17 protein-coding genes and 2 pseudogenes are annotated in these 21,861 nt (G+C 63.7%); 15 read left to right on the top strand and 4 right to left on the bottom strand.

The genetic code is table 11. The annotated features are described in order from the left end of the window. The 3 genes from BKN37_RS00095 to BKN37_RS00085 all read left to right on the top strand — a co-directional run bounded on the left by BKN37_RS00095 (position 1) and on the right by BKN37_RS00085 (position 2,877). A complete protein-coding gene (locus BKN37_RS00095) occupies positions 1-315 on the top strand; it encodes a hypothetical protein (RefSeq protein ID WP_071019243.1) in 315 nt (104 codons plus the stop codon). Then, complete coding sequence (locus BKN37_RS00090; protein WP_083341478.1) at positions 312-1,451, top strand: alpha/beta hydrolase; 1,140 nt, start codon at positions 312-314, stop codon at positions 1,449-1,451. Before BKN37_RS00095 ends, BKN37_RS00090 begins: the two co-directional genes overlap by 4 nt. 280 nt (positions 1,452-1,731) lie before the next feature. Continuing rightward, complete coding sequence (locus tag BKN37_RS00085) at positions 1,732-2,877, top strand: lytic transglycosylase domain-containing protein (RefSeq protein WP_083341489.1); 1,146 nt, start codon at positions 1,732-1,734, stop codon at positions 2,875-2,877. 333 nt (positions 2,878-3,210) lie between these two features. Here BKN37_RS00085 and BKN37_RS00080 read toward each other — a convergent pair whose 3' ends face one another. Further along, on the bottom strand, positions 3,211-4,944 hold the full coding sequence (locus BKN37_RS00080; RefSeq protein WP_095406953.1) for a phytoene desaturase family protein: 1,734 nt from the start codon (positions 4,942-4,944) through the stop codon (positions 3,211-3,213). Positions 4,945-5,462: 518 nt separating this feature from the next. Between BKN37_RS00080 and BKN37_RS00075 the strand changes: the two genes are divergently transcribed. From BKN37_RS00075 to BKN37_RS29675, 7 genes are all read left to right on the top strand, one after another. Continuing rightward, positions 5,463-5,876, top strand: a complete 414-nt coding sequence (locus tag BKN37_RS00075; RefSeq protein ID WP_071019240.1) for an SCP2 sterol-binding domain-containing protein — start codon at positions 5,463-5,465, stop codon at positions 5,874-5,876. Positions 5,877-5,881: 5 nt separating this feature from the next. Further along, positions 5,882-7,420 carry an acyl-CoA synthetase gene (locus BKN37_RS00070; RefSeq protein ID WP_071019237.1) on the top strand — a complete coding sequence of 513 codons (1,539 nt, stop codon included), beginning with the start codon at positions 5,882-5,884 and terminating at the stop codon, positions 7,418-7,420. Continuing rightward, on the top strand, positions 7,417-8,679 hold the full coding sequence (locus BKN37_RS00065) for a cytochrome P450 (protein WP_071019234.1): 1,263 nt from the start codon (positions 7,417-7,419) through the stop codon (positions 8,677-8,679). The genes BKN37_RS00070 and BKN37_RS00065 overlap by 4 nt, the downstream gene beginning before the upstream one ends. 7 nt (positions 8,680-8,686) lie before the next feature. Then, a complete protein-coding gene (locus BKN37_RS00060; protein ID WP_071019231.1) occupies positions 8,687-9,478 on the top strand; it encodes a coniferyl-alcohol dehydrogenase in 792 nt (263 codons plus the stop codon). A 72-nt stretch (positions 9,479-9,550) separates the two neighbouring features. Then, positions 9,551-10,939, top strand: a complete 1,389-nt coding sequence (locus BKN37_RS00055; RefSeq protein WP_071019227.1) for an aldehyde dehydrogenase family protein — start codon at positions 9,551-9,553, stop codon at positions 10,937-10,939. Next, the gene (locus BKN37_RS00050) at positions 10,939-11,130 is read left to right on the top strand and encodes a ferredoxin (RefSeq protein WP_071019224.1); all 192 of its coding nucleotides are present in this window, start codon (positions 10,939-10,941) and stop codon (positions 11,128-11,130) included. The genes BKN37_RS00055 and BKN37_RS00050 overlap by 1 nt, the downstream gene beginning before the upstream one ends. Positions 11,131-11,451: 321 nt before the next feature. Continuing rightward, positions 11,452-11,781, top strand: coding sequence for a hypothetical protein (locus BKN37_RS29675; protein ID WP_105369010.1), 330 nt, complete (start codon positions 11,452-11,454; stop codon positions 11,779-11,781). A gap of 523 nt (positions 11,782-12,304) precedes the next feature. On the opposite strand, the gene BKN37_RS00040 is transcribed toward BKN37_RS29675, so the two are convergent. Both BKN37_RS00040 and BKN37_RS00035 read right to left on the bottom strand, forming a co-directional pair. Continuing rightward, positions 12,305-13,564 (bottom strand): alpha/beta hydrolase, encoded by a 1,260-nt coding sequence (locus tag BKN37_RS00040; RefSeq protein WP_071019220.1) that lies wholly within the window; start codon positions 13,562-13,564, stop codon positions 12,305-12,307. Continuing rightward, a pseudogene (locus tag BKN37_RS00035) lies at positions 13,561-15,026 on the bottom strand (WS/DGAT/MGAT family O-acyltransferase). The gene BKN37_RS00040 and the pseudogene BKN37_RS00035 overlap by 4 nt, the downstream one beginning before the upstream one ends. Before the next feature lie 396 nt (positions 15,027-15,422). Here BKN37_RS00035 and BKN37_RS00025 point away from each other — a divergent pair. Together BKN37_RS00025 and BKN37_RS00020 are read left to right on the top strand one after the other, a co-directional pair. Then, a complete protein-coding gene (locus BKN37_RS00025) occupies positions 15,423-17,063 on the top strand; it encodes an FAD-dependent oxidoreductase (protein ID WP_071019210.1) in 1,641 nt (546 codons plus the stop codon). Positions 17,064-17,152: 89 nt separating this feature from the next. Further along, positions 17,153-18,289 carry an acetyl-CoA hydrolase/transferase C-terminal domain-containing protein gene (locus BKN37_RS00020; protein ID WP_071019206.1) on the top strand — a complete coding sequence of 379 codons (1,137 nt, stop codon included), beginning with the start codon at positions 17,153-17,155 and terminating at the stop codon, positions 18,287-18,289. A 23-nt stretch (positions 18,290-18,312) separates the two neighbouring features. Here BKN37_RS00020 and BKN37_RS00015 read toward each other — a convergent pair whose 3' ends face one another. Then, the gene (locus BKN37_RS00015) at positions 18,313-19,476 is read right to left on the bottom strand and encodes an acyl-CoA dehydrogenase family protein (protein ID WP_071019484.1); all 1,164 of its coding nucleotides are present in this window, start codon (positions 19,474-19,476) and stop codon (positions 18,313-18,315) included. A 206-nt stretch (positions 19,477-19,682) separates the two neighbouring features. On the opposite strand from BKN37_RS00015, the pseudogene BKN37_RS30310 reads away from it, so the two are divergent. The 3 genes and pseudogenes from BKN37_RS30310 to BKN37_RS00005 form a co-directional block, all read left to right on the top strand. Continuing rightward, a pseudogene (locus BKN37_RS30310) lies at positions 19,683-20,466 on the top strand (wax ester/triacylglycerol synthase domain-containing protein); the annotation flags it as partial. A gap of 132 nt (positions 20,467-20,598) precedes the next feature. Next, positions 20,599-21,120 (top strand): WS/DGAT domain-containing protein, encoded by a 522-nt coding sequence (locus BKN37_RS30305; protein WP_423212748.1) that lies wholly within the window; start codon positions 20,599-20,601, stop codon positions 21,118-21,120. 358 nt (positions 21,121-21,478) lie between these two features. After that, positions 21,479-21,861, top strand: a 383-nt coding sequence (locus tag BKN37_RS00005) for an ABC transporter ATP-binding protein (RefSeq protein WP_131823496.1), incomplete at its 3' end; no start/stop codon positions are given.

The raw sequence follows: 21,861 nt of genomic DNA, 5'->3' as shown, positions 1-21,861 counted from the left end.
ATGCCGAACGTGCAAGAAGCAAACCTGGCTGCAATCAGCGTACTCACCGGGGCGGCGGCCGTAGTCAGCACCGTCGACGACGACGGCGGTCGGCGGATCAGCATATTCGGGCCCGACCGGGCAGAAATCTGCGGCGCGTTCCAACCCGTCGACCGGCCCTACTGGCTGATGTACGTCACGACCAGGATCGTCGATGGTCTTGATCGGTCGCAGACCAACCTGATCCCGCGCCGCATTCCGCTACCAACGCTACGAGACGTCCACCAGTGGCTCGAACTCATCGCCGGCCTGTACATGAGGGCGGCGAACCAATGACCATCCTCGCATCGATGCCGCCACCGACTACCCACTCAAGGTGTGAGGCAGGCGCCGCGGGTCAGCAGGTATCCGGGACGCGCCGCGGTCCGGTCATTTTGGAAGATCAGTCCACGCCGAGTATGGCTGGCCGATTGGTGGCACTGATGTCGCGGCTGACGATCAGGCCCGCTCTGGCGCTGGGTAGCTATGTACCGCACCTTCCCTGGCCGTTCGGCGTCGTCGAATTCGCCTGCAGCATCGCGATTCCGACCCCCGATGCCATCCGGACGACGGTGACATTGCCTACGGCAACTGCGCAGCTTGTCCGCGCCCCCGGCGTGCTGCCCGCCGACGGCAACCGGCGGGTGGTGCTCTATTTGCACGGCGGCGCGTTCCTGGCCGGTGGGGCGCACTCGCACGGCCGGGTGGTCACCGCGATCTCGCGATATGCCGACGCGCCGGTACTGGTGCCCAACTATCGGCTCATCCCAAAGCACTCGGTCGAGATGGCCCTCGACGACTGCCATGACGCCTACCGTTGGCTACGCGGACGCGGCTACGAGCCGGAACAGATCGTGCTGGCCGGTGATTCCGCCGGGGGCTACCTCGCGCTTGCATTGGCCCAGCGGCTACAGGCCGAGGGCGAAACACCAGCGGCCCTGGTCGCGATCTCACCGTTGCTGCAGCTAGCTCAACGACCCAAGCGGGCGCATCCCAACATCAAGACCGATGCGATGTTTCCGCCCAAGGCGTTCGACGCGCTGGTCGCGCTGGTCGCCGACGCTACCGCCAAGCACACCATTAACGGCAAGACCGAAGAAGCCTACGAACCACTCGAGCACATCGAACCCGGCCTGCCGCCGACATTGATCCACGTGTCCGGGGCGGAGGCGCTGCTGCACGACGCTCAGTTGGCCGCTGCCAACCTGACGGCGGCCGGTGTGCCTGCCGAGGTGTGCATCTGGCCAGGTCAGGTTCACGACTTCCAGCTCATGGCACCGGTGGTGCCCGAAGCCACTCGCTCACTGCGCCAGATCGGTGAGTACATCCGTGCGGCCACGCCACGAATCAGGGGGTCACAGAACAACCTTCAGCGCCAAGGAGGTCACCGTCGGGTGCGGCCGCTATCACGCCGCACCGCCGAGGCCACTTAATGGAACTCATCACAGCAATCAGGGCGGCGTCCGAGTCGGACGCCGACCGCGCGCCGTGCCGGGTTCCGGTACCCGTGCCGCGACCGGGATGACTATGCACGATGTCGATCCGCGACGCGCTGAATGGCACGCACAACGATGCGGCCCACCTGTTCTCCGGCTGCGAGCCCGGAGACCAGGCGCCCACCGCATCGATGCACGCCCAACGCGCCTACTGACACCGGCGCCGGTCGATGGGCGCATAGAAGGAAGGCTCAACAAGATGGCGCGTCACCGCCGGATGCCTCAGCCCAAGGAACCGGCTTTGGCAGGTAGGTTGTTTGCCGACTTCGTCGGTCGGCTGCGGACTCCGACGTTAACCGTCGCCGCGATCACCACGGTTGTGTTCGCTGGAGCAGTCGGCGCGGCAGGCCCCCGATTCACCTTGCCCGCATCTGCTTCGCACAACACCGCCGTCACTCCCGCCGTGACTGTTACGACCGTCGTGAGTGACCCGCCGGGAACGGCTGTGGTCACGGTCTCCCGTCCGCCGACCACATTTCATATAGCTAAGGCCACCGTCTCGGCTCCGCCACCAGCACTTGCCGTGCATTCTCCTGGCGCACTGAGCATCCCGGCCATGGCGTTGTCTGCGTACCGCAATGCAGAGCAGCTGATGGCGGGGTCCGACCCGGACTGCGGGATCAGCTGGAATCTCCTGGCTGGTATCGGGCGTATCGAGTCGATGCACGCCAACGGCGGCGCGACGGATACCCGCGGCACCGCGATACAGCCGATCTACGGCCCTGCCTTGGACGGTACGTTGCCCGGCAACGAGATCATCCTCCAAAGCAGCGTCGGTGGCCAGGCCAGCTACGCGCGCGCAATGGGTCCGATGCAGTTCCTGCCGGGTACTTGGGCGCGCTATGCCTCAGACGGTGATGGCGACGGTATGGCTGATCCGCAGAACCTCTACGACTCCACGCTTGCGGCCGCCCGTTATTTGTGCAGCGGTGGCTTGAATTTGCACGACCATTCACAGGTGTTGGCGGCAGTATTGCGCTACAACAACTCGATGTCGTACGCACGGAATGTGCTGGGCTGGGCCGGAGCCTACGCCACCGGCGTGGTTCCGATGGAGCTGCCGCCGCTGGCCGGGCCCGTGCCGCCGCTGGGCGACATGCACCTGGACGACCCGGAAGGGCTCGGACCGGGCCTGCCGCTCAACGTCCATGGGCTGCCGCCCACCGACCCGCTAGCCCAGATCCCGCTGGTCGACCTCGGTCAATCGATGACATCCGCTCCACAACCGACCCCGGCGGCCGAGTCGCTGGTCCCGGTGAGTTCCGGTTGTACAGTGATCTGCATCGGACCGCAGGACCCTCTGCCGGCGCAGCCGCCGTCGGCGCCTCCGAACACCAGCCCACCAGGTCCTCCGTCGCCGTGATGACACTGTCTTCTTTGTTCCCCTTCGGGAGTAGATGTGCACCATTGTGACGACGTTGCCGTCGATGTCGGCCAATATCGTCGCACAGGGTGACGCCAGCATGCGTCTGGCACTCGGGCCGACTTGGCCGCTACCGCGGCTGGCTGGAGTATCGACTCTGCCACCGATGCGGTATCGCTGGCGCGTCACCAAGGGCCGGGATTACGTACCGGGTGGAATCATGATGGCTTACAAGCTCATCGACGCCACTAAGACCGCTGACGCAAAGTCACCGCGGGCCCGGCGCGCCTGTAGCATCAGACGGGCCTGCGTCCCGAGGCGTGACTGCCGGGCTCAGCCCCGCAGCTCCGCGGGGAACGGATCATTCTGTCCACTGGTGTAGGGATTTGCATCCCGCCGCTTCTCGCCGGCCAGCCTAGCCTTCAACGCGCCAAGACGTCCGCCCTTGTCCTCGAGGGCGAACTCCTTGATCATCGTGCGGGCGGCGTTCTGCCCAGGCATGCCGCTGATGCCCGCCACCGGATGGGTGCCAGAGCCGGTCAGGTAGAGGCCTGGAACGGGTGTCTTGTAGCCCGCGAATCCGGCCACCGGCTTGTTGGGCCCGAACCGGGTGATGGTGGGGTCAACGTGATAGACGCTGCCGTCGATCGCCCAGAACCGCTCCTCGATATCGGGGAGCACCAGTGGGTGAACGGCGACCTGCATCGACTCGACGCCCTTGTAGTACGACTCAGCATCCTTGATGATGCTGTCGGTGATCTCCTTGCGGGCGACGTCCCAGCCCTCTTCCGGGTAGGACGGTGTAAGCCCGGTCCAGAACCACCACAAGTCCTTGCCCTCGGGCGACATCGACGGATCGAACGCGTTGGTGACCTGCGCAAGGCCGGGGATCGCGTCCGGCACTTGACCGCGGACACAGGACCGCGCGGCCGCGGCGGCCTGCTCGTAGGTGTGGTAGCAGTTGCACGCCAACCGCAGGTCGATGCCATCGCCGCGCCACTTCTCGTGCTTGGACATATCGATCCGGCCGCTCAGCGCGACGTTGATCTTTGCATCGGCGATGCCACGCTTGCGGGTGGGAATGTGGTCCGCGGCGTTCTGCTTCTTGTGTTCCAGCACGCCCCTGGGCAGCAGACGCGTCAGTGTGGTCCGGGGGCTGCACGCGGTGAGTACCCCGCGCCGCGCCACAATCTCCTGGCCGTTCACCAGGCGCACGCCGGTGGCGCGCTCACCGGTCATGACAATCTCCTCCACCGGAGCGCTGGTGATGATGCGACCGCCGTTGGACTCGATGCTGGCGATCAGCGCGCGGGGGAACGATCCGGTGCCGCCGTGAAACATTGCGACCCCGTACTTGCTCAGCACGCCGAGGTAGATCAGCGACCAACCGGACATGTCGGCATCGAACGGCATGAAGGGAAGACTCGTCAGCAACGGTGCACGGATCATGTCGTGTTCGAAGCTCTCCTCAATAGCTTCCATCTGCGAACTCGCCATCCAGCGGCCGATATTCACCAGCTGCCTGCGGTTCTTCGCCACCGCCTTCATCGCCTTGAAGATCGCCGGCAGCTCGGGGCGCGTCACGCTGGTCTGCATCAACGGCAGCCCGATCGCGACGGCGGCGTCGATCACCTCGTAGAGGTCCAACAGGGCGGCGGCATCCCTCTTGGAGAAGTAGCTCAGCTCATCTGCTGTCTTCCGCGGGTCGCGCCACAAGCCCAGCGAGGAGCCGTCCGCCGCGAGCTGGAAGTGTGCTGGGTCGATGACGGTCTGCCTGAGGCCGAACCTGCGCGACAGGCCCAGATCTTCGTTGATCGTGGTGGTACGGAACAGGGAGGCCTGGATGGATGCTTCATTCATGGTGTACTCGGGCGCCCCAGGGAACGGATTGGTGGCCGTCATTCCCCCCGCCGTCGGCGAGGCCTCCACTACGAGCACGTCGAGGCCTGCCTGCGCGAGGTAGGCGGCGGCCACCAAGCCATTGTGTCCAGAGCCGACCACCACTACGTCGGCACCGTGCGGGGTGTTCGACTCGTTGATGGGGTAGGCCAGGCGAGGTGCGGGCATAGAGGTCTCCTTCAGCTGACGACTTTGAATCTAGGATAGAAAATATTCTCCAAATATGAAACCCGTACGTGCGTCGCGTTGATTGGCCGTCAGTGGGGGATCTGCTCGTCTGGAGTCATCCCGCGGCAACAACTGAGTCCCGATCGGGCGGCGAGTTCGATGTCGCGCAGTCGGCCGCAGCGTCTCCCGGAACCGCTCCGGAGTTCCGGGTCAGCCGGCTGGTTGCCAAACCTGGTCGTAAATATCTTATTTTTGAAGGTGTGTTTTCGTGAGGCGCGTCGTGGTGCAGTGATGCCCTCCCGTTGCTTCGTAGGACGCCGTCTCCGTTCGGATTGACACCATCCCGGGGGTATCAACCGCCTCCTATCTGGTCAGACGATCGCGGTGTGAGCTACGCATCATGTGGTACCGTCGGGTGCGCACATCACACAGATGGCAGATAGCGCGCTGGCAGTGGTGTGCAGTAGCTGCACAGAATCTAATTAAAAATAGATTCAGGGACCAGAGGGAGAGCTGCGATGGGGTTCAAGAATTCGGCGGAGGTCGCCAAGTACATTGGCGGGATCTTTGAGTCGGCCTTTGAGGATCCAGAGATCGGTCCGAAGCTGGTGGACACCGGGCTGGTGATCGCCTTCGACTTCACTGATCCGGAGGCCGTCGTGGTGATCGATATGGCTAACAAGTCGGTGCGGGAGAGCGGCTCGGGCGACACGGCCGAACCGAAGCCGATGGCGACCATGTCGATGACCGCAGACACGGGCAACGCCTACTGGCAGGGCAAAGTGAATCTGCCGCTGGCAATGGCCAAGAAGAAGATCAAGGTTGAGGGCAACGTGGCCAGCTTGCTCAAGCTGGCACCGATGGGCAAGAAGCTCTACCCGGTCTACATCGACCGGCTCAAGAATGATGGCCGCGACGACCTGATTGTCTAGCGACGATGTATCCGGGTACGCACGCGGCGTCCGCGCCGGACCGTCCTGCCGTCATCATGGCCGGGTCTGGCCGGACTGTGACATACGGTGAACTCGATGACAGCTCGGCGCGGTTGGCGTCGGCGCTGCACGGACTCGGGCTTCGGCCAGGTGATGTCATCGCGATGATCTCAGACAACGCCGCCGAGGCGTTTGAGATCTATTGGTCGGCCATCCGCTCGGGACTCTATATCACGGCGGTCAACTGGCATCTGGCGCCGGACGAGGTGGCGTACATCGTGCGCGACAGTGGCGCCCGAGCGGTGATCGCATCCGCCGGGGTGGAGCAGTTGGCGTCACAAGTGGTGAAACTCGTTCCCGACGTGAAGCATTGGTATTCCTTCGGGGGGCACCTCGACGGCTACGAGTCTTACGCCGCGCTGCTCGCGGGGGCGGGTCCGCGACTGGCAGATCAGCCCAGGGGCACCGAGATGCTGTACTCCTCGGGCACCACGGGTCGGCCCAAGGGCATCAGGCCGCGGATGCTGCCCATCCAGGTCGATGAACCGGGGGAACCGCTCACGGCGCTACTCGAGGGGGCCTTCAAGATCAGCCCCGGCGATGTGTATCTGTCGCCGGCGCCGATCTATCACACTGCCCCACTGAAGTGGAGTGCTACGGCCCAGGCGCTGGGTGCAACGGTTGTGGTGATGGAGCGGTTCGACGCCGAACAAATGCTCGCGGCCATCGAGCGCTACCGCGTCACGATCACCCAAGTGGTGCCCACCATGTTCGTGCGGATGCTGCAATTGCCTGATGATATTCGGGCCAAGTACGACGTCTCCTCGTTGCGGTTGGCGGTTCATGCGGCAGCACCATGCCCGCCCGACGTCAAAGATGCGATGATTCGTTGGTGGGGCCCGATTCTGGTCGAGTATTACGGGGCGACTGAGCAACACGGGACGACCATCATCACCACGGCGGAATGGCAGGCTAAGCGCGGTTCGGTGGGCAAGGCCGCACTCGGTGTCCTGCACATCTGCGATGACGAGGGTGTCGAGCAGCCGAGCGGTGAGGTGGGCACAGTCTACTTCGAGCGTGACATCGTGCCCTTCGAATACCACAACGACCCGGACAAGACGGCGTCGTCACGGCATCCTGAGCACGACAATTGGACCACCGTTGGCGATGTTGGCTACGTCGATGGTGACGGCTACCTGTTCCTCACCGACCGCAAGGCATTCATGATCATCTCCGGCGGGGTGAACATCTACCCGCAGGAGATCGAGAACCTTCTCGCATTGCATCCGAAGATTTCCGACGTCGCCATCATCGGCGTACCGGACCCCGAGATGGGTGAGCAGGTCAAGGCCGTCGTCCAACTTCGCGACGGTGTTGCCGCGTCCAATGAGTTGGCCGACGAGATCATCGCGTACGTCCGTGATCGCATAGCGCACTACAAGGCGCCACGTTCCGTTGACTTCGTGGACGAACTGCCGAGGCTGGCCACTGGCAAACTCGCCAAACGGATATTAATCAACCGCTATGTGGAGGCATACCAATGACGATCGAAGCTCCGCTCCCGACCCGGCCGCCCTACGACCCGGTCAACGTCTCGTTGGAGGAATTCTGGGCGCAAAGCTTCGACGATCGCGAGAAGGCGTTCAAGATCCTGCGCGACGAGCGCCCCGTCAGCTGGCACCGCCCGATGGAGGGCTCCATGATGGAGCCCGAGATCGACGGTGTTTGGATGGTGACTCGTCACGAGGACGTCTGTTATGTCAGCAAGAACCCCGAGGTTTTCTGTTCCGGGCAGGGGATCACTTTCGAAGCGGTTCCCGAAGAGTTGCTCGATGCGACCCAGTCGTTCCTGGGTATGGATGGTGCCAAGCACGCGAGCTTGCGAAAGCTCGTCAGCTCCGTGTTCACGCCGCGACAGGTCACCAAGATCAAGGACCAGATCAAGCATCAGGCCAAGACGATCGTCGATGATCTGCTCAAGACCAAAGAGGGCGACTTTGTCGAACAGGTGTCAAAGCGCCTGCCGATGTGGACCATCTACGACATGCTCGGCCTACCCGAAGATGAGCGCAACGAAGCGTCGCACTTGGCAGAGGGCATGGTGGCCTGGGCCGACCCCGATGTGGCCGCAGGGCGTGAACCCTCCGAAGTGCTCACGGATTCCCTAGTCGGGCTGCTCAACATCGGCATCGGTCTGGCCGAGAGGCGCCGGGAGGATCCGCAGGATGACTTGATGACATCGCTGGTGCAAGCCGAAGTCGACGGACGGCGGCTCACCGATGACGAGCTCGGCCCGTACTTTGTGCTCCTGTCGGTGGCGGGTAATGACACCACGCGCACCACGACCACGTTCACCTCGCTGGCGTTGCAGCAGTTCCCCGAGCAGAAAGCATTGCTGGAGCAGGATTTCGACGGGCACATTCAAGTCGCTATCGATGAGTTCGTACGCTGGACCACCCCGGTGATGACCTTCCGTCGTACTGCCACCCAGGACACCGAGTTGCGTGGTCAGCACATCCGCAAGGGCGACTGGGTGACGATGGTTTATTCCTCGGCCAACCGCGACGAGCGGGTGTTCGACAATCCGAACACTTTCGATATTCGGCGTAAGCCGAACCCGCACGTTGGGTTCGGCGGCGGTGGACCGCACTACTGCATGGGAACCTTCATGGCGAAGATGCAGCTGGAGTCGATGTTCCGGGAGCTGATCTTCCGGGCGCCGAACCTACGGCTCGGTGAACCGAATTACCTGACCGGAAACTTCATCACCGCGGTGAAATCCCTGCCCTACACCCTCGACTAGGAGAGCTATGGCCGACAATTCTGGGAAGCGTTACGTCGTCACCGGGGCCGCGTCGGGGATTGGTCATGCGGTGGCCGAGCGGTTGTTGGCCGCCGGCGCCGAGGTATTCTCCCTGGACCGTAACTCGCCGACGGCAAAGGTGACGCGACACATCGAGGTTGACCTGGCCAACCCGCGCAGTATCGACGCTGCACTCGAGCAACTCGACGGCGAATTCGACGGACTGATGAACATCGCCGGGATTCCCGGCACGGCGCCGGCCGATCTGGTCTTGGCGGTCAACAGTCTGGCGGTGCGTTACTTGACCGAGTCGTTCTTTGAGCGGCTCAAGCCGGGAGGCTCGGTGACCATCGTGTCCTCCACGGCCGGTTTCGGCTGGCCGGAGCGGCTTGAAGCGATCCGCGAGCTGTTGGCGACCGACACCTTCGAGGAGGGGGCGGCGTGGTTCAAAGCCAACCCGCAAGAGGGTAACGCCTACAACTTCTCCAAAGAGGTCTCCACCGTCTACACGCTGTCGATGGGCTTGGCGATGGCCGAGATGGGATTTCGCATCAATGCCGTGCTGCCCGGCCCGGTCCAGACGCCGATCCTGGTCGATTTCGAAGAATCGATGGGCAAAGACACCCTGGACGGGCTGAAGAACCTGCTGGGGCGCCACGCCAGTCCCGACGATATTGCCGGCGCCGTGCTGTTCTTGGCCTCCGATGCGGCGGGCTGGGTGAACGGCCAGGCACTGGCTGTCGATGGCGGTATCTCCGGCGCGGTGGCCAGCGGCGTGGTGCCGCCCCCCGAAATTTAGTGACGGTCGCGAACTCGACGAAGCCGGTTGTGGTGGGTCGCCACGACAAGATTAGGAACCCTGGGAGAGTCCGTGACCATTCATCCACTGCAGACAGCCGATAGCGACCATGTGCTCGCCGAATTGCGGCGGGTTTTCGCTACCGGACGCACCCGGCCGTTGGACTGGCGGCTGACGCAGTTGCGCGGTATCGAGCGGTTCGTCGACGAACGGGAGCCGGAGATCGCCGCGGCGCTGGCCGAAGATCTGGGCCGTTCACCGGCAGAGGCGTGGCTCGGTGATGTCGCTTCGAGCAAGGCCGAAGCCGTGTATGCGCGCAAGCATGTAAAGAAGTGGATGCGCGGGCAGCGACAATCGTTGCCGCTGGCGCAGCTACCGGGGCGTGCATGGGTGCAGTACGACCCGCTGGGTGTGGTGTTGGTCATCGGCCCGTGGAACTATCCCCTCTATTTGAGCCTCGCGCCGCTGGTGGCTGCTGTTGCGGCTGGTAATTGTGCGGTGGTCAAACCGTCCGAGCTGGCACCCGCAACGTCGGCGCTGTTGGCGCGGCTGTTGCCACAATATGTCGATCCACACGCTGTGCGGGTCGTCGAGGGCGATGCTGCTGTTACACAAGAGTTGCTGGCGGCTGGATTCGATCATGCGCTATTCACCGGCGGCACGGAGATCGGAAAGAAGATCATGGCCGCGGCAGCGCCGACGCTGACCCCGGTCACGTTGGAGCTGGGCGGCAAGAGTCCGGTGATTGTCGCCGCCGACGCGGACATTGATGTCGCCGCACGGCGTATTGCCTGGGTAAAGTTGCTGAACTCCGGGCAGACCTGTATCGCGCCGGATTATGTGCTGGCTGACCATCGGATCGTTGACGCGTTAGTGGGCAAGATTGTCGCTAACCTCCGGGATTTCCGGTTGGGCGAAGCTGATCCGAAGTTGCCGATCGTCAACCAGCGCCAGTTCGACCGGCTGGCGTCGCTGATCAACGCTACCGACGGCAGGGTGGTCACCGGTGGCCGGTCGGACAACGCTACGCTGCGGATTGAAGCCACGGTGATCGTCGACCCGCCGCCAACCGATCCGGTGATGGCCGATGAGCTGTTCGGTCCGCTCCTTCCGATCGTGACGGTCGAATCCGTGGAGCACGCGGTGCAGTTCGTCAACAGCCGGCCCAAGCCGTTGGCGCTTTATGTTTTTACCTCCTCGGGCCCGCGCGGTCGCGATCTGGTCAACCGCATCCCCTCCGGTGGCGCGGTAATCAACCACGTCGCCATGCACTGTCTCGTTCCGTCACTGCCGTTTGGCGGCGTCGGCGCCAGTGGCATGGGTGCCTATCACGGCAGGTGGGGCTTCGAGACACTCAGCCATCGGCGCGCGGTCTTGGCCAAGACCGCCAAACCTGACCCGAGGCTGCTCTATCCCCCCTATACCCAGCGGGCACTGAACATCATGCGGAGGCTGTTCTGATGAAAGTACGAGTCGACATCACCAAATGCCGGGGGATCGGATTGTGCGAAGTCGCCGCACCGGCGGTATTCGAGGTCGGTGATGATGGTCTTTCGCACGCGGTCGATCCGCAGCCGTCGGAACAAGAGCGGACCGCAGTCGAGGAGGCTGTGAGCAACTGCCCGACCGGGGCGCTGTCCATCGAGGACTAAGACACAGTGACGTACGTCATCACCCAAAACTGCTCCGGATCATCAGCACACCAAGTCGGTGGTCAACATCTTCAACCCGGCTTTCACCAGCCACGGGTTGAGCTGTCACCTCACCCTCGAGGTCGGCCGGGACATCACGCACTAGGATCTCCTGGCACATCATCACGCAGTGATCTACGCGGTGGGGCGTCCAAGAGTCGTGTTCTCGGCGTCCCGGGTGAGGAGCTTCCCGGCAGCCACACCGCAGCCGACTTCGTCGGCTGGTACAACGGTCACCCCGCTCATGTCCACCATGCCTTCGACTTATCCGCCGAACGAGCCGTGATCGTCGGCAACGGCAATGTGGCGTTGGACGTGGCCCGGGTCTTGTTGATGGACCGCGAGGAGCTGGCGAAAACCGACATCGCCCAGCATGCGTTGGATCACCTGTCGGACAGTACGGTTCGTGAAGTCGTGGTCGTGGCCCGCCGCGGGCCGAGGGAGGCGGCGTTCTCGTTCGGTGAGTTCCTGGCGTTGGCTCACCTGTGGGATGTCGATGTCATCATCGACAACGGAGATCTGGATCCGAAGTCCGACGACGACGTCGAGACGGTGATGAAACTGGAGATCGCACGCGAGTTCGCCGAACGCGCCCCGCCGCCCGGGGAATAAGCGAATCACCTTCCGGTTCTTCACCTCGCCCGCCGAGGTGGTCGGCGACGACCATGTCGAAGGGCTTCGTGTCACTCATCCCAACGGTGATACCGAGGTCATCGACAACCGGGTGATCCTGCGCTCGATCGGCTACCACGGCTCGCCGATCGACCGCGTACCTTTCGGTGCCGCCAAAGGTGTGGTGCAGAACGAGAATGGGCGTGTCGTTGACGAGAACGGCCAACCCGCCCCTGGCGTCTATGTCACCGGCTGGATCAAACGCGGCCCGCGTGGGGTGATCGGAACGAATCGCAGCTGGGCTGAACAGGCGGTGGCCAAACTGTGGGAGTACTTCGACGCCGGGTCGCTGGGCCGCGCGTTGGCTAATCGGGACTCTTTAGCCGGCCTGCTGGCCGAGCGCGGCGCAGTGCCCGTCGATTGCCAGGGCTGGCGCGCCATCGACACCGTGGCATTGGGTGTGCAAGTGGTCGCTGCAGCACCCAACCTTTTCGCTGGCAGGCGCCGGCGCTGGGTAGGAGATTCACTCATTGTCGCGCAGTGGCCCAGACGTGTTCGTGGAGACCTCGGCGAGGAACTGTTCGACGGCTACGGCAGCGTGCGCGGCGCGGGTGGACCCGAAGATGTCAAAAGCGTGCTGGGCGAAGGGCAACTCGGCGTATGCCACAGGCTGCATGCTGACCGAACGCAACCTGGCGACAAACGCACGCGCCTGCTCGACTGGGAGGAACGCGTCGTTGCGCCCGTGCAAGACGAAGAACGGCGGTGCGTCTGCGCGGACGTAGTTGAGTGGCGATGCGGCCCGGTATGTCGCCGGATCATCGGCGAGCGTCTGCTTGATGACGGAATTCTCCAGCAGCGGCACCAAGTTCGGATGGTTCCTCGCCTGCACTCCGGTCAGGTCGTAGACACCGTAGAACGGGATGGCCGCCTGCACGCGGGTGTCCGCATCCTCGAATCCCGGCTGAAACCGTGGATCGTTCGGCGTCAGCGCCGCCAATGAGGATAGGTGGCCACCCGCCGAGCCGCCGGTGACGGCAATGAAATCGGGGTCTCCGCCGTATTCGGTGATGTGTGCCTTGATCCAGGCGATCGCTTGCTTCACATCGACGATGTGGTCCGGCCAGGTGTTGCGCGGACCGAGGCGGCAATTAATGGACACGCAGATCCAGCCTATTTCGGCCAGGTGGCTCATCAACGGATGGGCTTGTCCGCGTTTGTTTCCCATCACCCATGCGCCGCCCGGTACCTGCACAAGTACCGGTGAGCGGCCGTCGCGACGCAGGTCGGTGCGACGCCAGATGTCCAGATGGTTGGCCCGGCCGTACGGCCCGTAGCTGATGTCCGCATCGTGGGCGTAGTCGCGGTAGATGCGTAGCATCCGGACAACCCCCGGGGCTTTCGCTGTTGCGCCTTGCGGCGCCGGCCGATCCCACAGCCCTACCGAGTCGGTGCGACGGTCACTCCCGAAGCCACGGTCCAGCGCGGCAGACAACGGAGCTTGCGAACGGTGGCCGCACCGATGAAGGCCCACCAGCCCGACGGCCGAGGCGATCGAGACCAGCCAGGCAACCAGCCGCATACGCGGCGACAACCGCCGGGTCTGAACGGCCAGCGCGCCCACCTGCGTAGCCAGCGTCTGAAGCGGCAGTTCGGATGCGATCACGCCGAGCGCGACCGCCGCGACCGACGGATAGCCCTTGTTTGACAGTGGCCGGTAGGCGTTGAGCGTCGTCAATGCGCCGAGCAACGCCGTTGCCAGGGCAAGCAGCGGTCGCTTCACTGACCCGCCACCCCCGTCGCGCGCGCCAGTTCGTCGAGCGCTCCCTGGATGGCGTCCAGCAACTCCCACGGGTCATCGACCTGATCACGGTCGACGACGATACCGACGTCGATGTTGTGCTGATAGCTGAGCACGGTGATGTTGAGCGCCACGCCGTCGAAGATGGCCGACGCGGGATAGGTCGCCACTTGACGGGCGCCGGCGCAGTACAGTGGCGTCGGCGATCCCGGCACGTTGGAGATGAGCAGGTTGGCGGGCGGCTCGATTCGCGGTTGGGTCAGCAGGGCACTGGTGGCGCGCGCGGCGCGGGCGAACAGCGCCGGCGGCAGAAAGTTGTTCGCGTCCTGCATCAACGTGGCCGGCAACGCTTGGTGGCGTTCTTTGGCTGACCGCAGATTCTCGTGGACATCCAGCGCGCGGGCCCGCGGGTCGGGCTCGTCGGTGGCGATCTGCGTACACATCATGGATATGCGGTTGCCGAAAGTGCCCTGCTCCTCCGGAGTCCGCACCGACACCGGGACCAGTGCGACCAGCGACTCGTCGGGGAGTTCGCCCCGGTCCTTCAGCCAAGTCCGCAGCCCGCCTGAGCACACCGCCACCACCACGTCGTTGACTGTGAGGCCCAGCGCGTTCTTGATGGCCTTCACGGCATCGAGCGACAGCGAGCCAAACGCCACCCGGCGATGCGGCGAAATGCGTCCGTTGGTGACGATGCGCGGCGCACGGACCTGGGGACGCTCGAGCAGACCACCGTCACGTCGAGGCGGAAATAGTGTGCGGCCTAGCCCCGCCAGCGATCGCACCCCGGGGATCGTGCGCATCATCGGGGCGTCATCGAGGTGGCGCAGTCCGCGCGGCAGGGAGCGCAGTACCCGCATCGGCTGCAGGGGCACACCGGCCAAGCCGCGCATGAACATCCGCCACTCGCTCGGCACGGTCCCGGGTTCGACCGGGTCGGCCGACACCGGTTGCCGCGTGGGCTCGGAGGAATGGTCAAGCAGGACGGTCACGACCTCGGTGCCGGCGATGCCGTCTACGGCGGCGTGGTGCATCTTGGTAATCAGCCCGACCCGGCCGTCCTCCAGTCCGTGGACCACATGCAACTCCCACAGCGGCCGTGATCGGTCGAGCGGTAGCGAAGCGATGCGCGCCACCAGGTCCGCGAATTGGCGGATGTTACCGGGCGGTGGTACGGCCGCCTCGCGGATATGAAAGTCCGGGTCAAACTCTACGTTTTGAGCCCAGTACGGGTAGTCGATGCCGAAGGGATCGGCACCAGTCGCCAGCGGAACACCGGCAGCAGGTGCAGTCGCTCCGCGACGAGCGCCCGGACATCCTCGACGGTCATTGTCCCACCGGGTGCAGTCGACGGGTCGTACACCGATGCGGCAACGATGTGGGTGTGGTTACGCCCGTCCTCGGCGACGATGAACTGAGTGTCCAAACTATCGAGATGGCGCATCCGCGCTCCTTTGAAAGTGTGGGCTAGACGTCGTCACGCGGTTGCACGTGACAGTGGCCGCTGATGCAAAACGTCATGGCGTCCGCTGCGCCGTCGGATCAAAAGATTTTAATCGAGACTAAAGAGATGGGCAATAGCATGTGCCGCCCGCCCGGCCGGCGATCTTCATCGGTTGTGTCGACGTGGGTTTGCGGCAAGCCTCTGGACCTCAATTTTAATCAATGTTAAAATCATCGCCATGACAGCTCCGCACCCGACGGACCAAGGGGTCGGTGGATCTTACGCGGGCGCCTGGACCGACAATCGAGGGTTCACTGATGCCTCCGTCGCTGACGGCAGTCCTACTCGAACAGATCGGGGCGCCATGACGCGCAACCACGTTGCGGAAGGGTTGCCATGGCTTACGTAATTACGCAAAACTGCTGCAAGGACACCAGTTGCGTGTCGGTCTGTCCGGTGGACTGCATACGCCCAGCCAGCGGTACCGGCGAGTTCACCGACACCGAAATGCTCTACATCGATCCGGTGGCCTGCATCGACTGTGGCGCGTGCGCTGAGGCGTGCCCGGTCGACTCGATCTATTACGAAGACGAACTGCCGCCAGAGTTGGAGCGCTTCCGCGATATCAATGCGCGTTACTTTGAACAGCATCCGTTGGAGATGGATATCCCGCCCGCCTGTCCCGACCATCCCGCGATCGAACCAGGCTCGTTGCGGGTGGCGATCGTCGGCGCGGGTCCGGCGGCCTGCTACGCGGCGTGCGAGTTGAGTCGGATCGGCGGGGTAGAGGCCGACCTGTTCGAGCGGCTACCGACGCCGTTCGGATTGATCAGGGCAGGAGTAGCGCCGGACCACCAGAACACCAAGGCGGTGGTCGACGTCTTCGGCGCTGCGTTCGCCAATACGCAATTCGGCTGCCACTTCAACGTAGAGGTCGGCCGTGACATTACGCATGACGAACTACTGGCGCACTATCACGCGGTGATCTATGCGGTGGGGGCGTCAAAGAGCCGCGAACTCGGGATCGCGGGTGAACAGTTGCCGGGCAACCACGCCGCTGCGGACTTCGTCGCTTGGTACAACGGCCATCCGGATCACGCCCACGACGTGTTCGACCTGTCTGCCGAGCGTGCGGTGATCGTCGGCAATGGCAATGTCGCTCTCGATGTGGCGCGCGTTCTGCTGATGTCTCCCGACGAACTAGCGAAGACCGACATCGCTGACCATGCGCTAGCGGCGTTATCCCAAAGCAGCGTTCGCGAAGTCGTGATCCTAGGCCGGCGCACACCCCGCGACGCGGCATATTCAGTTGGTGAGTTTCTGGCATTGGGTCACTTGCCCGAAATCGACGTGGTTATCGACAGCGACGACCTGACTGTCAAGAGTGATGACGACATCGAAACCGCACTCAAAGTCGAGTTGGCGCGTGAATTCTCAAGGAAGGAAACGTCTCCAGAGCGTAAGCGCATCGTGTTTCGATTCATGACCTCACCGGTCGAGGTCGTCGGCGACGAGCGGGTCATGGGCGTGAGGGTAATCACCAACAGTGTTGGCCGCGGCGACACCGTAGTTTCCGCTGATATCGATGACGGTGCTGAACTGATCGAGACGTCCCTGTTCTTGCGTTCCATCGGCTACATGGGTTCGGCCATTGACGGCCTGCCTTTCGATGATGGCAAGGGCGTGGTGCCCAACGACGATGGGCGGGTGATAGACAGTAATGGCCAACCTGTGCCCGGGGTGTACGTGACGGGCTGGATTAAGCGCGGCCCGTCGGGGGTCATCGGAACCAACCGGAGCTGCGCCCAAGAGACCGTAGCCCGGCTGTGGGTGGACTTCGATGCGGGCTTGCTGACCCGCAATGTGGGGCACCGGTCCGCGGTGGGTGAACTGCTCGCCGACCGCGGTGTCCAACCCGTCGACTGGCAGGGCTGGCTCGCTATCGACGACGTCGAACGTACCAGGGGTGCCGAGGTATCACGACCGCGGGTGAAGTTCGTCGGCATTAGCGAGATGCTGGCTGCCGCCAACCGCTGACTTCAATGGATCGCTTACCGTCATCGCAGCTTCTTGTCGCACCTGAGCACGACCTCGTGTCGATCCTACGGTCGTTCCTCCAGCGTGGGATGACAGTGGCCCTGGGCGACGGTGTCGGCGCCGTGCGCTGTCTTGACGACGGGGTCCCGATATGTTCGGCGATCAGCAGGGTCGCGGCGGACGTCGGGTCGATCGGGCTGATTCTCGGGTGGCTGCCCGGTGTGCTCGAAGGTCTCGACACCGCTGCCTTCGCCGACATCGTCGCACTCATGCCCGGCTGGGGTATGCGTGATGTGTTGCGGAGCCCGAAGGCGCGGTTCGTGCCCACCAGTCTGGCAAGCATCCCGGCTCTGCTCGCTGGTCCACTACGTCCAAGCGTATTGATCACCCGGTTGGTGGAGCGGGACGGGCTGCTGTATTTCGGCACAGAGGTGTCCTGGCAGCGAGAGGTCATCGACGCCGGTGTGCCCGTACTCGCATTCATTGACACCGTCGCGCCCGCGGCCAGTGCCGAGGCGCCATTGGATCCGGGACGGGTGCGCGTGGTGGGGCGGACCGATGACGGTCCAATTGCGCTGCTGCCGAAAGAGCCCGCACCGGTACACAACGCGTTGGCCGAGCGTGTACTGCGCTTTGTCCCGGCGGGAGCACGGCTGCAGTATGGGCCCGGCCAACTTGGCACCGCACTGTTACGTCAGGTGCAGGTGCCGCTGCGCATTGACACCGGCCTGCTGACCGACGCGGTGGTGGAACTGGATCAACGTGGCCTGCTGGTTGGTGAGCCGGCCGCGACCTATTTGATCGGCAGTGAGGTGCTCTACGAGTGGAGTGAGGGCCGGCGTATTCTGCGCGGCATCGACTACACCCACGATCTGATTCGGCTGTCCCGCGGCGAGCCATTCGTCGCCGTTAACACCGCGATCGAGATCGACCCGGCCGGTCAGATCAACGTTGAGGGAGTGGGCGACCGGGTTGTGGGCGGCATCGGCGGTCATCCCGACTTCTGTGTGGCTGGGCGAATGAGCCGGGGCGGGCTGTCAATCGTCGCGGTTCCGTCCAGCTTCAATGGGCGTTCACCGCTGGTGGCGCAGCTGAGCCGACCGGCCTCGACCCCCGCACACGACGTCGATCTGATCGTGACCGAGGCCGGGCATGCCGACCTCCGCGGGGCCAGCTGGTCGCAGCGTCGCCAGCTCATCGGCGAACTCTTCGGCAGCGTCGACTGAGGCCGGCAAGCGGTGCTGGTTTCTCAGATACCGCCGCGGGCGACGAGCTGTCTGGCGATGACATTGCGCTGGATCTCGTTGGTACCCTCCCCGACGATCATGAGCGGGGCGTCGCGGAAGTAGCGTTCGACATCGAACTCAGTGGAGTAGCCGTAACCGCCATGGATGCGAACAGCGTCCAACGCGATCTCCATCGCCACCTCCGAGGCGAACAGCTTGGCCATTCCAGCCTCCATATCGGCACGCTCGCCGCTGTCGTAGCGTTCGGCGGCGTAGCGGGTGAGCTGGCGGGCGGCGGTGAGCTTGGTGGCCATGTCAGCCAGGTAATTGGCCACCGACTGGTGCTTCCAGATGGGCTTGCCGAAGCTTTCTCGCTCCTGGGCGTACTTGAGTGCGTCCTCCAGTGCCGCGGTCGCCACCCCGAGTGCTCGGGAGGCCACTTGGATACGGCCGGTTTCAAGGCCTTTCATCATCTGCGCGAATCCCTTGCCTGGTTCGGCGCCGAGCACGGCCGATGTGGGTACTCGGCAGTCATCGAACGACAGTTCGCAAGTTTCCACACCCTTATACCCGAGCTTGGGTAGGTCTCGCGACACCGTCAGTCCCTGGCCATGTTCGCACAGCACTATGGAAATGCCCTTATGCTTCGGCGTCGCTGCCGGGTTGGTCTTGCACAGCAGCGCGATCAGGCCGGATCGGCGGGCATTGCTGATCCACGTCTTGGACCCGTTGATTACGAGCTCAGACGTGTTGGCGCCGTCCGGCAGAGCTGTCGTGCTCATGTTCTGCAGATCTGACCCTCCACCGGGCTCGGTCAGCGCCATCGTTGCGCGCATCTGCCCGGTCGCCATGGCAGGCAGGTACTTCTGTTTCTGCTCTTCGGTGCCAAACAGGGTGAGGAGTTTGGCTACGACGGTATGGCCGCCCATCGCGCCGGCTAGGCTCATCCAGCCCCGGGCCAATTCCTGGGTGACGTCCACGTAGCACGGCATCGACACCGGTGAGCCGCCGTATTCCTCGGGGATCGCCAGGCCGTAGATGCCGATTCGTTTCATCTGGTCAATCCACTGTTCCGGGTATTGGTTGGCGTGCTCAACCTCGCGAACCGCAGGCTTCACATCACGGTCGATGAAAGCCCGCACCGTGTCGACCAGCAGCGCCTCTTCCTCGTTCAAGTGGAAGCTCACCCGGACCACCTCTCAACATTTTTAATGCACGATAAAAACTATAGTAGCGTACGTCGGCGGCGCCGGTTGCGGAGGTTCGCGGTGTCGACCACACAACCGCACGCTCCGGTGCAGCGATCCCGGTGGGCACAGGTCCCGCTTGGGGCCGTGCGCAACATAAGTTAATATCAATTAGAAATCGGCTCGGACGGAGGTGCCTACAGGCAATGAGTGCCGAAGACGAGGGCCCTTTGGGTTGGGGTACCTCCGGCGAGCTGACCCCGTTGGAGACGGTCATGTGGCGCGCGGACGTCGACCCGATGATGCGGTCGACGGTGATGGCGATGGAATTGCTTGACACCGAGCCCGACTGGAATCGGCTGCTGGCCGCACATGAATGGGCTAGCCGGATGGTGCCGCGATTCCGGGATCGGGTGATTGAACCGCTGGGTCTCCTGGGAGCGCCGGTGTGGGCAAGGGGCCAATGTCTAGATCTGCACTATCACCTGCGACGACTGCGCTTGGGCGGCGATGGCGGGTTGCCGGAGCTGCTTACCGCGGCCGGGCAGTATGCGATGACACCGTTCGATCGCGCGTCCGCCTTGGGAGGCTCTGCTGGTCGAGGGCCTTCCGGGCGGTAAGGCGGCATATCTGCTGAAGCTGCACCACGTTCTCAGCGATGGTGTGGGGCTGACTCAATTGCTGTCGCAGATCCACTCTCGACAGCGAGCCCACCAGCCCGACAAACCTCAACCTGCCGCGGTTCGCTGTACTGAGCGCCCTGCCGTAGAGCACCTTTCGCGGCAACTTCGACACGACCTTGGTGAGGTGTCGACCCTGATGCGCGTCGGCGCGGCCACGGCCCTCAAAGCCCTTCCCAGCCCGGTCGGATGGGCCCGCGGCGCCCTTCGGTATCTGGATTCGGCGCAACGCGTGCTGTCGCCCCCGGGTGTGCCAGGGTTGCCCCTGCTTTCCCGCCGCGGAGCATCCTGGCGGTTCGTCGCGTTGGATGTGAACTTCGCTGATCTCCGTAGTGCGGCGAAGGCGGCCGGTGGGTCGCTCAACGACGCATTCCTGGCGGCGCTGCTCGCCAGTTTCCGGCTCTACCACGAGAAGCTGGGGGCTCCATTGAGTCCAGATGTGATGATGCCGGTGTCGATACCGGTGTCGGTCCGCCGTGACGATGATCGAGCCGGTGGTAATCATTTCGCACCGGCTCGGCTGGCGGCCCCGGTCGGTTTGCCCGACCCGGCAGTCAGGATCAAAGAGATTGGCGACCTTGTGCGTAAGGCCCGCAGCGAACCGGCGCTGAAGAGTGCCGAACTTGTCGCCCCCTTGATGGCGCGACTCCCCGCGTCTGTTCTGGTCCGGCTCGCTGGTGCCACAACGGCGGGAAACGATCTGCAAGCCAGCAACGTCCCGGGCGTTAAGGACGATCTCTACTTGGCTGGAGCGCGGATCGAACGCATCTATCCCTTTGCGCCGCTGCCTGGATGCGCGGCGATGATCAGCTTGCACACGTATCGGGGCGTGTGCTGTATCGGAGCGAATCTGGACGCTGCAGCCGTAACCGACCCTGCACTCTACGCGTCGTGCTTAGGCGACGGATTCGCCGAGGTTTTGGGGCTGGCTAGCGGGTCGGCGAAGCCGGTCCTTCTGGCATGACTGGCCATGACCTGTCGAGTTCGCCGACCGTGCTGCTGCCGGTGCCATGTTGTCGGCGCGAGTGTGGGCCAAGTGCCGCTGGCTGTTGAAGCAAAGCGCGGTGGCGTGAGTCTCTGCTATCGGTGAGATCGCCTTGCGCTCCGTAGCGACTGCTTCTAATCTAGGGTAGAAAATTTCGACGAGAGCGAACGCCTGCTGTATCGACTGACCGCCAACAGCCTCCGCGGCCGAACGGGACGCCACGGAAGTTGGCTTCACACTGACCGGTATCCCGTCGCTGCAGCACTGTCATGCGCGGATCCTGTGCCGGGGGGCGATTGCGTTCCAGGCCAACAACGGAACGATGGAAGGATCTGCCATGGGTGTCGCCATCGAGGTAGAAGGACTGACTAAGTCCTTCGGTTCTGCGCGAATCTGGGAAGACGTCACGATGACGATTCCCTCGGGTGAGGTCAGCGTGTTGCTGGGCCCGTCGGGTACCGGCAAATCGGTGTTTTTGAAGTCGCTGATCGGTCTGTTGCGCCCCGAGCGCGGCTCGATCCTGATCGACGGCACCGACATCATCGAATGCTCGGCCAAGGAGCTCTACGAGATCCGCACCCTGTTCGGGGTGCTGTTCCAGGACGGTGCGCTGTTCGGGTCGATGAACCTGTTCGACAACACCGCGTTCCCGCTGCGCGAGCACACCAAGAAGAAGGAGAGCGAGATCCGTGACATCGTCATGGAGAAGCTCGCCCTGGT

Source organism: Mycobacterium talmoniae (assembly GCF_001854525.1).
In the GTDB taxonomy this organism is placed as follows: domain Bacteria; phylum Actinomycetota; class Actinomycetes; order Mycobacteriales; family Mycobacteriaceae; genus Mycobacterium; species Mycobacterium talmoniae.
Note: the sequence above shows the minus strand (reverse complement) of the source record. Positions and strands in the feature narration are given on the sequence as shown.